Source organism: Microbulbifer variabilis (assembly GCF_020524905.1).
Lineage (GTDB): Bacteria > Pseudomonadota > Gammaproteobacteria > Pseudomonadales > Cellvibrionaceae > Microbulbifer > Microbulbifer variabilis_A.
Window position 1 is genome coordinate 49,444 of record NZ_JAIVKI010000015.1, and the last position, 15,153, is coordinate 64,596.

The following is a 15,153-nucleotide window of genomic DNA, read 5'->3' on the forward strand; positions in this document are numbered from 1 at the left end:
TTTGTTTCGCTCTAACATATATATTGCTAGTTGATAGATATCTATAAAGGAAAGCTCCAAACTACTCTTATATGCCCATGTCGAAAATAAATCACTAACCTTATAATAAGGCATAGTCATTGTTGTTAGTCTAAATGTTATTGTAAATTGAACAAGGCAGCATTTGGAAGAATTCTCATGGAGCGATGTAGAGCTATAGATAATGCAAAACTGTTGATGATTTTTCTGGTCGTATTCGGCCATTTTATCGAGCCTCTTATTGAATATAACCCGATCATAAAAGCGCTGTACTTGAGCATCTACTCTGTTCATATGCCGGTGTTTATTATATTGTCAGGAATGCTTTCCAAGAATGACCTAAGTGAAAGTCGTATTGATAAACTGGTGGTAGGTATATTAATTCCGTTCATGGCTTTTGAAGTCATCTATGAGGGCACTTACTTTGCTGTGAAAGGGGAGGCCAGTCAGTTCGCCGTGGGCTTTAAGCCCTATTGGATTTTGTGGTATCTGTTTAGCCTATTTTTATGGCGAATGCTGTTGCCGACTATGTTGAGTTTTCGTTACCCAATCACTTTAAGTGTTGTTATATCGGTAGTCGCAGGTTATGTCAATTCAGTCGGGTATTTTTTGGATATAGGTAGAACCTTATACTTTTTTCCATTTTTTTTAATAGGCTATAAACTAACGCCCGTGTTTTTCTCAAATACACCACTGGCCCGCGTTCCAAAAGTATTGCTTATAAGTATTGTTGTATTAAATGTTGTGCTTTTTTGGTTGATTCACGGCATGTCAGAACAATGGTTATACGGCAGTGTTTCCTATAAGGGAATGGATATGCAGGCTTGGTATACGGGTCTAGTGCGCCTGGGATTCTACAGCGTTTCTATAGTAACTTGTTTGGCAACTTTGATGATTATACCTAATACTGAGTACAAAATATCAGATTATGGGAAAAACTCTTTGTATGTGTACGTCTGGCACGGTCTTATTGTTGAATTATTTATTGAATCTGACACGATTATCGAACTTTATAAAGTGCTTTCAATGCCTGTTGCTCTGGGTTTATTGTTTGCCGCTACGCTGATCATAACAATGTTATTGTCAGCCAACGCTGTTGCAAATTTTACGAAACGATTTGTTTTTGCTCCAACGGAGCGCATTCTGCTTAGAAAAAATAGAGTCGAACAGGGTATTTGATAGACCTAAAGCAAAAAAGCCGATTTGCAGAGTAGCATGATTGACGGAACTGGTTGATCGGGAATCTAATGAGGTAAAAGACTCAAAGGGCCACTGATATAAAATAACCCGCACAGGGTTCCATGTCTTCAGCTTGATTCGCACTGCCAAGCTCCACGGCCTTGACGCCTACAGGTATTATGTGGAGATGCTTGAACAGATTCCTCACTGACATTCCTGTGAGAATTATGAGGTACTGCTACCCTGGAGTATCCAACTTGTAAAGATTGGGCTAGCAGTAGTCGCGTAATGTAGGGACGTTGCCAGCAAGAAGGTTGGCGCAGGCTGACCACACCATATTTATCGATTGACAACACTCCTTCCTTTTTGGGCTTTTCTGGCTGGCTATTCAACGATCGAACTTGAATGCCTCGAGTAGAGTCCTCACCTTTGGCTTAGTAAAATCGCTTACAAATAGAAACGAGCTAAATTATAAAAAACAAACGCAGCAAATCGATCAATATGAACATACAAACAGGGATATCATTAGGTTAACTTATATATGAGCTACTCTACAACACATCCAATATACAATGGCGCTAACGCCATAATTGATCAATTAGATGCTAACAAGGTAGATTGTATTTTTGCCTCGCCCATCGCCATTATGGCACCAATATGGGAAGTATTCGCTGCTAGAGAAAATGAAATAAACATACGCTATTTTCGTTGTCGTCATGAACTATTGGCTGTCAGCCTCGCCTATGGATACTTTAAAGTTAAGGGAAAAGCGCAGGCTGTTTTTCTCCCTTCCAGTCTGGGAGTATTAAACGGCTCTATGGCACTAAGGTCCTCATTACAAGAACGAATCCCGATGCTTATTATATCACCTGATTCATTAACTTATGGTGAGGATGCTACAACCGATCCAGGTCCAGAATGGCCCTCTTTACTTGTTGATTTTGCAGGCCCAGCAATAGAGGGAGAAAGGGTCGTCAAATGGTCAAAAAAAGCGATAACATCTTCTGATCTAGTGCAAGAGCTTAATCGGGCCCAATTTATTGCAAATGCTGTCCCTCGAGGACCCGTTTTACTTGAAGTATCTTTCGATTTATTACTACATGAAGCACCTAAGCCTCTGCCTCCCATTCTGGCTTCAAGTCCGGTAGTGGCTACAAAAAACCAAATAGAAGAAATAACAAACCTGTTAGCAAGTGCATCATTACCTATTATTATCACAGAATATGGCGGACGAACAAAAGCTGAAAAAGAACAACTAATTCATATCGCTGAAACCCTTGCAGCTCCAGTTTTTGAGTTCATGATGCCCGCGTATCATAACTTCCCCAGATCTCACCCGTTGTATGGGTTTGAAATTACAAGTGAAATCCTCGATAAAGCTGATGTCATTCTACTCATTGGCTGCAATGCCCCTTGGCATCCTCCCCACCGAGCATTAAAACCTGATTGCACTGTCATCCATCTTGAAGAGGATCCATTAAGACCACGTGCGCCCTACTGGGGTTACAAAACAACCCACACTATTGCAGGTGACCGCTTTCTCAATATGAAGCAAATATCAGCCTCACTAGAAAACAAAAAAATTGATAACAAAAAACGTGCTAATGATTGGTCACGCTATTCAAACTCAATACGGGAAAAAAACCGTAAAGATGCACAAGAAGTGTTGCAAGCAACGAAACAAGGTATTCCCGCTTCAGAATTGTTTCGAGTTTTACATGATACTTTACCCGAGAAATGTGCTTTCATCGATGAGATTGTTTCTCAGGTTCCCCACATGTTGAATCATTTGTACAGCGCTAAATTATTTCAACAATTTAGAGGCTGGTGTGGCGCATTAGGAACCGGACTGGGCACAGCACTAGGGGTAAAACTTGCCAGCCCTGACAGGCTCGTCGTTTGCATTATTGGCGATGGCGCTTGGCACTATAATCCTATTCCGGCTGCGCTGGGCTTCTCTCAGGAATATGGATTACCAATATTCATCGTCTTATGTAACAACAACCAGTACTTATCAGCAACTTGGAATATACAAAAATATTTTCCAAATGGCGCAGCAGTTAAAAACGACCACTTTGTTGGCAACCTTATACAACCTGCACCTGATTATTGTAAAATGGTCGAGTCTTACGGTGGGCAAGGCCTACGAGTAAAAGAGATAAGCGAATTAAAACAGGCCATTAACAAAGGATTGCAAAGCATTCAAACCGGGAAAACATTTATACTCGATATTAAAGTTACGTCATAAACTAGAGAACCTGTATCAACCCAGACTTGGAGATGTGTTTAATTCATAGTTGATCCAATCAATGTGTTTCTAAATAGCCTGGTCACGCGCTTTATTCTCTCGATGGTGGGCTGGTCCAGCTCTGCAGGGAGGGCGAACGGTTATCACCAATATCAAAAAACTTCGATAGCATCGACCCTATATGCGTTGCCCTCGGCGTTTATATTCCCCAGGACCCAGAGTTTTTGTACATCGAAACCCAAGGGAACGATGAGGCTAAGCAATACCTTGCCCGTTGGTTCCACTGGGCACCGTTCGGCGCCCCCCTGGTTCTGGATGAGTGCCTAACCATCTACAGGGAAGGGCGGGGTGGCTTCGACCGAACTCTGTTACCATCCACCCAGGCAACAATGTAGAGCCTGTTACCTGGACCGATTCCGACGTCGATTGAACGCCCAAGCACTCTATGGGAAGCCTTCGAGCGGCACCACCACTTTAACTGGGATGTGTTCTTGGTATCGCCCAACACATACTCACGATTTCTCTATGCGAAATCCTTTTTTTTGGAGCTTCTATGGTCGATTATCTCGAAGATCGCGACAAGAGTAGGGCGCCTACTTCGACTCCTGTGGCGAGCAGTGATCAGGCGCATACTCCCGTTCCTTGCTAGTGATGGTCATCGCAATGTTCCTGGTTCTGGAGCTCTTGTTCACAATGGTGCAATCGTCCGTTTAGCCCATCAGCTTCAGTTCGAATTAACCCGCATCACTGGGCACACAACAAAGGACGATCTCTCTGATTATCTCTTTGAGGCCACCGATGGCGATGACGATTACACCGTAACGTCGCAGGAGCTAAGCCAGCTTGGCTTTACCGTTGAGCCCATCAATCCTTGTATGGTTCGCATCATCGTCGGCATTGAATCTCTACAGATCCCTTTGCATACTCGCCACAGCTGCAACAGCGTCTCGTGAAGCTAAGCCGCTCCGCGACTTCCTTGCCAGCATTAACAGAGGGGATCTGCCGGAATTAGCTAACGATCTTCCACATTTGGGCTTAACTCATTGATATTAATGAATTAACTACTAAGGCTCGCTATGTTCTGCAGTATTTTCAGGGTGCTGTAAATGCTGAGTAAGGGCTGATAGGGCAGGAGATTTTTGTTGGCGATTTGGGTAATAGATTTGATAATCGAGGAATTCCGGACAGTAGGCTTCCAGGCAGGTTTCCAGTGAGCCAGCAGTCAGGTGATCGGCAATGTGCTGTTCGAAGGTGTAGATTAGTCCCAATCCCTCCATTGCAGCCTGAATTAATACTGGTGCATCGTTAACGAATAGGCGGCCTTTTACAACGAGTTCTACCGTGTGTGATGGTTGCTGGAAAACCCAACGAAAGTTGTCACCGTGGCTCGCTGTGCAGATATTAATACAGTCGTGATCCAGAAGTTCTTCCAGGTTTTTTGGGCGGCCATGGTGGGCGAAGTATTTGGGTGAGCCAGCTATTGCCACGCGGAGGGGGGCGCTTAGTGGTATTGCCCCATATCTTTTTCCAGGTGAGTGCCGAAGCGTATACCTGCATCAAACCCTTCTTTAATAATGTCGACAAATCGATCACTGATATCTACTTTATTGCATGATACCACAAAAATTATAAGTTATATATTTACTTTAATAATTGAATGGCGCGCACCCAGGCTGGCCTACAGGCGGCACGCGCACGTGGACGAAAAGGCGGCAGGCCCAAGTCACTCAACAAAGACAAGCAGGCTTTGGCTGTGAAGCTGTACGATGAGAAGAAACACACGGTAGATCAGATCTGCGAAATGATGGGAATTTCAAAGCCCACCCTCTACAAGTACATTGAAGCCACCAAAGGCCGATAGCGAGTGGAAGAACTCTAGAAAATGACGAGTAATTATCATGTGAATTAATTGCAAAGAGAAAATGCCAGAGGATATGAAGGTCGTCATTGCCTTGTATCTTGGGCACTGGCCCGGACGTGGCAACAGCGGCATTGCCGATGTTTACGCAGTGGATGGCAAATGGTTCAACCTACCAGAAGGTATTGCCATCGTTGGGTGGATGCCGATACCGGATACTGAGCATTTGCCAATCGCAGAGCACTATGCCGACTCCACTGTCGAATCCAGGTTACGAACTTTCATCCAGGATAATATTTACATAATCCCCGATGTAATCCGAAATATTCAGATCATTGCTGAATTCAAAAGAGCAACTTTCAACCTCCTTAAGATCGTCTTCTATCGCTGGATCAGCCGATTCAACTGGCGGCCTCGCCTGGAGCGAAAAGGCAAACCTTATCGCAAGCACATGGGCTCCGAAGCGGGAGTGAATCTCATTCCAGGTCGTATCGATATTGACGAGCGCCCAGCGATTGTTGATGAAATCACCGAGCTTGGGCACTGGGAAGGTGACACAGTTTACGGGCAAGTTGGATACCTAGTGACATTGGTGGAGCGAGCCTCCAAACTGCTACTTGCCCGCAGGGTGCCAAACAAAAATAAGCGAATAATAAGCCGGGTGATCAAACGGACGCTGAAGCCATATCAGGCAGTGTGTAAAACCATAACCTTCGATAACGGAGGCGAATTTGCGGACCGCCAGTCGATCGCGCGGAAACTAGATTGCAATATTTATTTTGCCAAGCCGTACCATTCCTGGGAGCGCGGATTCCACTCATATTAAATTTTTATTACACATAATACACATAATACACATGTTCCATCTAGTTGTTTAAATTATAATTTTGTTGTTTATCTCCCTAGTCTGTGTATTATTGATGAAAAGTTTAATTTGATTTTTGACTTATTTAGTTGATTGCAAGGGAGTGCAGTAGGTGGCTAAAAAAATCTATTTTCATATATCCCTAAATATATTGTTATGTTCATTGCTTTTGGCTCTGTCATCTTTTACTCATGCCTGGGTGAGCAATTATGGGATCGATAAAAAAACAGTAAAAATAAACCAAACTTACAAGATATCCTTCCAGGGGCATGTTGGAAACTCCGGTAATAGTTCATCTGGAAGCTCAAAATCATGCTCAGTTTACGAACGGAAAAATAACGGCTCCTGGAATCAGCCAAATGATCTTGATCCAGATCCTAATTGGACATCGATTAAAGGTGTTAATAATGGGGATAATGTACTTTCTCTTAAGAAAAGTGGGGTTGGTGTTTATTATTACGTTATTTTATGCCATGAGATAGAATGGGAGCCCCAATACGCTGAAGAGTCAAGCTACAATTATAATGTGGGTTCGGTAAATGTAGTTAACCCAAAATCACCCACAAGCGTAAGTATCTCATCGGCAATTTCCCGTGATGGATCGCATAAGGTTTCCTGGAATGCAGGTACTGGTAGTAATTACTACAAATTGTATAAAAACTACAATAATGGGGGGTGGAGCAATATATATTCAGGTTCCCTCAGGTCCAAGGACTATAGTAATCTTACAAAAGGAAATTACAAATATCGGGTTTACGGCTGTAACAAAGCTAATGGTGTAGTCGTCTGCGGAACCTATAAAGACAGTGGCAATGCCGTCATTGATGTGTCACCGAAGTTTACGATAAACAATGTCACTGTTAACGAAGGTAGCGACGCTGTCTTTACCGTGACGAAATCCGAATCTACGGTGCTTTCCTATAGCGTAAATTATGCTACAAAAGAGAATAGTGCGAAAAGCACTGATGATTTTACCACTAAAAGTGGAAAGCTTACCTTTTCACCAACTCAGTCAAGTATTACGATTGCTGTGCCTACAAACATGGATAATCTATACGAGGGGACTGAGTCATTTTATATGGATCTGTCAAATGCGTCATTAGGCTCAAGTATAGGCGACTCACAAGGTGTTGCCACGCTAAAGAACATTGATGCTAAACCAAATATCTTCCTTAATAGCACAGTAGATTTCGTTCAGGTAAATGAAGGCGATACGGCTAAGCTAATTATCAAGAGATCTGGGGCCCTGGGGGCAAGTAACTCCGTTAACTATGCTTTGATAGAGGGAACAGCAAAAGAAAGTGAAGATTTTGAGCCCCTTTCAGGAGTGATTACTTTTGGCCCAAATGAGACGTCCAAGTCAATTTCAGTTAAGACCTTATCTGATCAAAAAATTGAGACTAATGAAACTTTATCTTTCGTAATTAGTAATCCAACAGGCCAGGCTGCACTTGGTAAGAATAAAGTTGATTTAAAGATAAATAATATAGCCGCTCAAGGTCAGCCCGAAACGCCATTAGACCCAATAGTGGCACCACTTCCCAGCTTGTCACCGCAAAATGTCGAAGTTGGCACTATCGAAGGCCAAAGCGCTGTTGACAATAACGGTAACGCCAGGTGGTCGGCTAATATCATAGTTCCGCGCGGAATTGGAGGGCTAACACCAGAAATTTCCCTAAACTATACCAATAGTAATGTAAATGGGGTCCTGGGTGTTGGGTGGTCGCTTAGTGTGATATCCCATATAGCACGTTGCAGAAAATTTCTTGAAGAAGATGGCTATTTTCAAGAGGTTACCTTTACAAATAAAGATGCTATTTGCTACAACGGTGAAAGGCTAATACCTGTAACCAATTTAAACTTTGTGGATGGTTCTGAATATCGCTTGAAGTCTCATCCTAATGTGCGCGTGACTTATGATTCAAGTGGTTACTTTGAGCTTTATATAAAAGATAGAATGCTTACGTTTGGGAAGACAGATAATTCCAGAAAGAAAAATAAGTCTAACAACGTTACTTACCAATGGTATATTTCTGAGGAAAAAAATGCTTTTAATAATAAGATAGAATATGACTATCAAAATTTTCCCGGAAAGGAAGTGTTGGTAGATCAGATTGAGTACTCTGGCAATAAGGTAGTTTTTAATTACGATACACGTTCAGATAAATCAAAGCTGTATTTTCAGGGTAACTCAACAATTTATGATAAACTGTTAACTGATATCACAGTAAAAAATCATAACAATAAATCGATAAATTCATATCACTTTGAATATAATAAAAGCCAAACAACTGAAAGAAACCTTTTAACCACTATTCTTCGTTGCAACGGCAGTAAAGGTGGTCTTTGCCTAAAGCCTACATCATTCCAGTATGAGGATAAAATCCCTGTCGGCTTGGCTGATCAGGAGATTATAATTCCCCTTTCTAGCTTTATGAATGTTGGGAGTAACCAATCACCAAATTATTGTGATAGCCATGACCATTCAACTGAAGTGCACTGCACAGGGAAAGATTTAGAGATATTCGACTCGAATGGTGATGGTAAACAAGAGATACTGGTGGTCAACAGCAAAAATACAACGTATCAGTATAAGAGTTTCAATATTAATGGTAATAGTTATACCGTTGGTCTGGTTAGTGGGCAGGGGCCAATGGGATATGAGTCAATCGAAGTTGGTAAGGATCGTGATGGACATTCTTTTTACCAAAAGATTTATTCTGCTGGAGCAACAACTAGAGACACAGATAATGATGGAAAAGATGAAGTCTATATGGGGTATGCTCCGATCTATACCAAAACAACCCCATCCTTTTATGCTGACTATGACGGTGACGGGCTAATTGAGAGTAAGTCTGGGCGCGTCAGTGAGGTTCATCGATATGTAGAACTTTATGATCAAACTTTCCCTGGCAGATCCAGCTGCATGGAACATATAAACGGTTATGATTTTGAGGCAGAAGGTGTTGTTGTTGATATTTTTGATTTTAATGGAGATGGGCTAATTGACCAGCTTTATCAGGTAACAGGGTACTGTGTTGTTGATTTTGATGGGGATGAGCAGCGTGGAGAACTCGGGAAAAAACTCTATATCTTAAAGCAGATTTATAAAGATGATGGTGGCAGGGATATTGAGATAATTCCCCAGCCTGATTTGAATGCAGAGTACAGATATGCCCGTAGTGATATTAATGGGGATGGATATATAGATAGTACAGGGTGCGGTACTGGTAATAACTTTACATCCTGCCTTAGTGATTTTCATTTGGAAGAAACGAAAGTTTCAAGAAAGTTAACTCAGCTAATTGATGTAAATGGGGATGGTCGGGCCGACAATGTGGAATATAACGAGGACAATGGCAATATTTATGCTCATCTATCAAACTATGGTGGTAGTGCGAAGAATACCATTATATTAGGTAGTGTTAACTGGCAGTCCATACCATGGAGGAACCCTCTCTATCACTGGGTAGACCTTGATGGAGACGGTTTCCCTGCATTGGTCTATTTCAATCAGGGAACTCATAAAATCCATATTAAGCCGGACGCTAACACCAATAATAAGCCTGCCGACTACATGTTAAAAATAGACAATGGCATGGGCCTGACCGCTGAATTTGAATATGAGTCTTTGGCATTTGGTGATATTTATAAAAAATATACGAATGGCCCAAGCCTAAATTGGGGTTCTGCGGTTATTGATGTGGAAGGCGTAGGTTACGTTGTTAGCAAATATAAAATCGATACATCAATAAACAGTAGTGGTAATAAATTAAGCAAAAATATAGAGTATTTTTATGAGGGGCTTCGTTATCAAGGAGGCGGACGCGGATCATTGGGGTTTGCTAAAATTGTTGAAACTGATACTAGTAACAACCACGAGATAACGACACTTTACCGTCAAGATTACCCTTTTACAGGCCAGCTAAAAAAGCAAACGGTAACCGTTGAAAATGAGGCGGGTAAGAAACTTACTTTATCCACAAAAGAAGTTAAAGAATGGAAAACCCTGTCTTTCTTAAGCAACCGCTTCCACTTTGCAGTACCCAAAAAAATAGAAACTAAAAAATATGCCATAAACGGTAGCAATGGCATTATTGGTACAACTTCAACACTACTAACTACACAGATTACCGATAAGACCTATGAAAAATCTGATAATAATTATGAGTTGCTCAAAAATTCCACTGTAACAACAACTGATCATATAGGTAATGGTGTTAATGTAGAATCTTCTAATTTTAGCTATGAGAGCGAAGATTCCAGTGGTTGGCACATTCAAAGGCCCACAAAGATAAGCAATAGTTATATATTGACTTCAAATTCTGGGGATGATAATCGTAATCAAATTACTCATTATACTTATCATAATTTTGGACCTATAGAAACCCAAGTTGATGGCAGTTTTTCCGATCCCGAAACCTATGCAAAGACAGTTTTTACTTATGATGCGTTTGGTAATATCCATCAAGTAACGAAATGCAGTAGCCATTACGCTTCTACTTGTGATGGCATAAATATGCCTAGTGACAGTGAATTGATGGATGATTCTCTATCCTTTAAACGTCGACAAGTAAAATATTATGACGATCAAGGGCGCTATTTGACTTCCGAAGGGAATGGGGTATTTATAGATAAAGACTATACCAACTACAATGATCTAGGTTTGCCGGGAAAAATCACCATGGCAAATGGTTTGATCGAAGAAATATTTTATGATGATTTTGGTCGACCTTTCTTCAGGCGGTGGAATGATGGAAATTTTGAGAAGACGCTATTTAAAGAATGTGGTTCGAGCAATTGCCGATCTAATGCGAAATATCTTATTCAGGCATCTTCACCTCAATCACCAGAAACAATTAATTATTTCGGTATCAACGGAGAAATAGTTGGAAAAAGAACTAAAACCCTTAATAACAATTGGGCGGAAGTTGTTAGTTGCTATGATGTTCAAGGTCGACTGATAGAAGAAAGCCAACCTTATCTGGTAGGTTATGGGCAAGCTTATTTTGTAAATTATTACTATGATGACCTCGGTAGAAAATGGAAAGAAAAATCTGCCGATGGTACCGTTAAGTTAGTCAGCTGGTCAGGTTCCAAAGAAACCACGAGCGTTGAAAGTTATTCAATTGTCAGTCTGGAAAGCCCGATCAGTGATGCGTTAATTAACCAAGTTACGATCAAAGAAAAAAATGGCTTCGAACAAATAAGTTGGACAGAGAATGCAGACGGGAAAAAAACCAGTTATTTATATAATGCATTAGGTTTGCTTTCTATGGTAACAAACGTTGACGGCAGTGTAGTTGCCATAAAATACAACGATTATGGTAGAAAAACGGAGCTTAATGATCCAGATAAGGGGATAATTAAGTATACATACAACAGTATGAATGAGTTATCGAAGAGTATTTCTGAAGACAACATTTCTCAAAATTTCTATCGCGACGCTTTAGGTCGAAAAATTGGTGTGATCACTAGTTCAAATGCAGGTGATACTGTCATAGGCTTTATTTATGATGGTGTTGAACTCAAGGAAGAAAGTAGCTCTGAAGGTATAAGTCGTGAGTATTTTTATGATGGACTGGGTCGTTTACGCCAAGTAAAACATCTGGCTGATGGTAAAGAGTGGTCGACAAGTAAAACCTATGATGAATATGGTCGAGCCTTTCAGGAATTTGATGTATCCGGAGACTATCGCGGAATTCGCTACCATTATCAGAATGGTTATATAGCGCGAATTGAAGAGGCACAAAACATAGATCACTATTACTACACAGCTAACAGTATGGATGCATTTGGTAATGTAACTGAATGGATACTGGGCAATGGACGTACCGGCACAGCTAAGTTTGATGAAAAAACCGGATTTGTGCAAAAAATAGAAAGCTATAACGCACTTAATACTGCCCAGGAACAATTATATGAATACGATGGTTTAGGAAATTTAAGAGCACGACGAGATCGAAGTGATTCACGAAATGATGAGCTTCAGGAAGTTTTTGATTACGACAATCTAAACCGACTCACTGATATCGATCTTAATGGTGATTCCTCGGTAGCACTTACCTATCGTATTAACGGAAATATTGGTACAAAGTCAGATATAGCCAATAATGCTTCATATAACTATGGGGGTAAATATTCTAAATGTAGCACTAGCGCAGGGAAGCACGCAGTTTCGAGCATAGGGAATGTCTATGGCTACTGTTACGATAAACGTGGAAACCAGACCCATACTTATGAAGGTGGGAATAAAATACGGGAAATCTCTTATACAAATTACGATAAACCCTCACGCATTTGGTCTGCAAACGGAGAAACTAAGTTTTTCTACGATAGCAGTTTCAGACGATTCAAAAGAGAAGATAGTGGTGGTGCAGGAAATAAGACCGTTTACTATATTGATGGTGATGAGGTTGTTATTGGAGAAGGTGGGTCAACCAAATATAATCGCTATATTTCGGATGTGGCACTAGATATTGTTCAGTCTGGTGGTAGTCAGACAACACACTATTTCCATTCAGATCACATTGGGTCAATATCCGCTATTACCGATGCTAATGGAGCGTTAATAGAAAGGGTAAGCTTCGATCCTTTTGGCAAGCGCCGCAATCCAGTGACCTGGGAAGCCATCGAAGAATTGATGGAAAATTCAACTATTTTAAGTGTGCTGGAAATAACAGATAAGGGTTTCACTCAGCATGAACACGTTGATCATGCGAATATTATTCATATGGGTGGCCGCATTTATGATTTTGCAATTGGTCGCTTTGTACAGGCTGACCCGATTGTACAGGCACCAGAAAATGGCCAAAGCTTAAATCGGTACAGTTACGTCTTTAATAATCCTCTCAGCTACACAGATCCAACGGGCTATGTGGCCAAGGCAAGTTGCCATCAAGCTGATCATAGGGGAGGAAATATGACATGTGTTTCTTCAGATGATTCAGGTGATCGAGAAAATAGTAGTACCACATCTATTGTGAAAACCGAAACGCCTGAAAGTGTTAACACTAATTCAATCTCTGTCGATCCGGTGGCGCAATCACAGGGGCGGTTATCGGAAAACGCATTTACCAATGAGGGTGGTGGTGATAGTCTTGATAGAGGTGGGCAGAGTGATTCTTCAAATTCGACTGACAGTGACAGCGTATTTATGCTTGCAAGTAATGACAATGATGTTGTTATGCAAGCAGCCATATCCAGTGAGAAAAAGAAGGAAAACCTACGAGTAGGAAATGATTATGATTCCCTATTGGTCGATTACGGGCCTGAACCGTCTAACGAAATTATAAGTTTAATGGCTGTAGAGCAATTATTTGGTGTAGATCCTGTTCCAATTGCTGTGCATGAAGAAAATTGGAGAGCCACGGTTCCCGGCATGTATGCTACTACTCGAGTAAATTCTATTTATCTATCTAAAACAAAAGAACACTTTTATCAGCACAGTTTTGTGGTCTTAGAGGAGTACTACCACGTTATTCGGCAGTGGAATACTAGAAGAATGACTGCGGCCAGTTATCTGTATGAAAGTGCAAAGAATGGCTATGAAAAAAATAAATATGAAATTGAAGCTAAAGGCTTTGCTAGAGAAAATTTAAATAGATACCAGCAGATAAAGGCGAGATATCAGTAATGTATTTTATTAGATATGCTGTGGTTTTCGTATGGACGATACTTTACTTATGTGCCTCTGGGTGTATGTCTATTGGAGATAATCTGTTGGTGGTAAAAGGAGAAATAGAAGGGAAAAGTAAAGCTGACCTAAGCTGTGGTGTGTCCATAAATTTTGAAGATGAGGAGCTTGTTTTCTTTGATGTGTCAGATCGCTTCAATTTGGATTATACAATCGCCCCAGCCGAAAAGAGCTATCGTGTTGAGCTAAAATGCTTCGATAAAAACAAGGGCTATCAGGTCTATAAGAGTGCGGAATATCAGCTGGGTGGCACAGCTGAAAGTGTTGTTGATCTTGGGGTTATAACTATCGAATAGTTTGGGCAGAGTGGTGAAAATCCATCTGATGCCAATGGTCACGGCGTTAATATCCGTAGGTGTGCGTCAGAAGGAAAGTGTCACCCGGGCGATTTTAGCGATAAGGAAAAGGCTGGAATTCAGAGTCGCACCGACAACCTGACTACAGATTTAAGAAACGCTTCATATGGCTCAATTAATAGTTCTCTTAAGGCGTTGCATGAATCTGGGGTGCCGGCTCTTGCGAATGAATACGGACTAGAGTTCTGGGCTCTAATTGATGGAGATACTCACGAGATATATCGAGTCTCAACTGGTTTTGATAAAGGATTCGCCTATGGTTCAGGCGACTTAAGAAATCCCGGCGATATCATTTGGCATACTCATCCATCCGGAAAAGATGTTTGGGCTGGAGACTTACAGTCCGCGGTTTCTCATGGGGCATCTTGGATGTTTGCTTCCGGGAAGCGAATGACGGGGATTCAGAATCCAAACTTTAAAAATCCAAACAAACCATCTCAGTATCGCTTTGATCAGATGGGTGGAATGATAACCAGAGCACTAATGTATGACGGAAGGTGGCGCAATGGCACTATAACTATTAGCCCGTATTAGCCCTTGTCAAAATATAAGTATACGCGGTCTATTGCAGATTCTGTTTGTTGGTGGTCTCTTTTATGGCCATCTTTCCATGGCCTCTACAGAAATGAGTAAGGCCGATTTGCTCGATAGTGATTTAATTGTCTCTGCGGTAAAAATAAGAGGCAGGGTCAGCTGCGATGATTTGCGTAACTACAATAGTCGGTACAATATTGATATGGACTTGTGTTATGGATCAAAGCAGCCTGGAGGTATCAGCGCGTACAACCGGTCTGTTGAGGGGGAAGACTTCCTCGTTCTAAAAATTCCTCAAGGGTGAAGTCGATAAGTTCAGTGTTCTTAGAATACCTTATCACGACAGCTTGGGGGTAACTCTCTGGAGCTGGGAGAGGCGTATCTACTTTTTCTGGGTAA

At 41.3% G+C, this 15,153-nt stretch carries 9 protein-coding genes and 1 pseudogene; 9 read left to right on the top strand and 1 reads right to left on the bottom strand.

Annotated features, from left to right (window positions below; genetic code table 11):
- The first annotated feature begins 177 nt into the window (after positions 1–177).
- The 5 genes from LC073_RS15850 (at position 178) to LC073_RS15870 (ending at position 4,398) form a co-directional block, all read left to right on the top strand.
- Positions 178–1,197, top strand: a complete 1,020-nt coding sequence (locus LC073_RS15850) for an acyltransferase family protein (protein ID WP_226648292.1) — start codon at positions 178–180, stop codon at positions 1,195–1,197.
- A 133-nt stretch (positions 1,198–1,330) separates the two neighbouring features.
- Positions 1,331–1,408: a transposase domain-containing protein gene (locus LC073_RS15855; RefSeq protein ID WP_226648355.1), complete on the top strand. Its 78-nt coding sequence runs from the start codon at positions 1,331–1,333 to the stop codon at positions 1,406–1,408.
- Positions 1,409–1,738: 330 nt separating this feature from the next.
- Entirely contained in the window at positions 1,739–3,445 is a 1,707-nt protein-coding gene (locus tag LC073_RS15860) for a thiamine pyrophosphate-dependent enzyme (RefSeq protein WP_226648293.1), read from the top strand.
- Between the two features lie 224 nt (positions 3,446–3,669).
- On the top strand, positions 3,670–3,840 hold the full coding sequence (locus LC073_RS15865; RefSeq protein ID WP_226648294.1) for a hypothetical protein: 171 nt from the start codon (positions 3,670–3,672) through the stop codon (positions 3,838–3,840).
- A gap of 222 nt (positions 3,841–4,062) precedes the next feature.
- Positions 4,063–4,398 carry a hypothetical protein gene (locus LC073_RS15870; RefSeq protein WP_226648295.1) on the top strand — a complete coding sequence of 112 codons (336 nt, stop codon included), beginning with the start codon at positions 4,063–4,065 and terminating at the stop codon, positions 4,396–4,398.
- Between the two features lie 111 nt (positions 4,399–4,509).
- Here the strand turns inward: LC073_RS15870 and LC073_RS15875 are convergent, their stop codons facing one another.
- Positions 4,510–4,956, bottom strand: a complete 447-nt coding sequence (locus tag LC073_RS15875) for a LysR substrate-binding domain-containing protein (RefSeq protein ID WP_226648356.1) — start codon at positions 4,954–4,956, stop codon at positions 4,510–4,512.
- Between the two features lie 146 nt (positions 4,957–5,102).
- Between LC073_RS15875 and LC073_RS15880 the strand changes: the two genes are divergently transcribed.
- The 4 genes and pseudogenes from LC073_RS15880 to LC073_RS15895 all read left to right on the top strand — a co-directional run bounded on the left by LC073_RS15880 (position 5,103) and on the right by LC073_RS15895 (position 14,160).
- Positions 5,103–5,306, top strand: coding sequence for a helix-turn-helix domain-containing protein (locus LC073_RS15880; protein ID WP_226648296.1), 204 nt, complete (start codon positions 5,103–5,105; stop codon positions 5,304–5,306).
- A gap of 61 nt (positions 5,307–5,367) precedes the next feature.
- Positions 5,368–6,120: pseudogene (locus LC073_RS21715) on the top strand (IS30 family transposase); the annotation flags it as partial.
- A 160-nt stretch (positions 6,121–6,280) separates the two neighbouring features.
- Complete coding sequence (locus LC073_RS15890) at positions 6,281–13,804, top strand: Calx-beta domain-containing protein (protein WP_226648297.1); 7,524 nt, start codon at positions 6,281–6,283, stop codon at positions 13,802–13,804.
- An 89-nt stretch (positions 13,805–13,893) separates the two neighbouring features.
- Positions 13,894–14,160, top strand: coding sequence for a hypothetical protein (locus LC073_RS15895; protein ID WP_226648298.1), 267 nt, complete (start codon positions 13,894–13,896; stop codon positions 14,158–14,160).
- Positions 14,161–15,153 lie beyond the last annotated feature (993 nt).

Coding starts and splice junctions, on each gene's coding strand:
- LC073_RS15880 (WP_226648296.1), top strand. CDS start 5,103: ATGGCGCGCACCCAGGCTGGCCTACAGGCGGCACGCGCACGTGGACGA.
- LC073_RS15860 (WP_226648293.1), top strand. CDS start 1,739: ATGAGCTACTCTACAACACATCCAATATACAATGGCGCTAACGCCATA.
- LC073_RS15850 (WP_226648292.1), top strand. CDS start 178: ATGGAGCGATGTAGAGCTATAGATAATGCAAAACTGTTGATGATTTTT.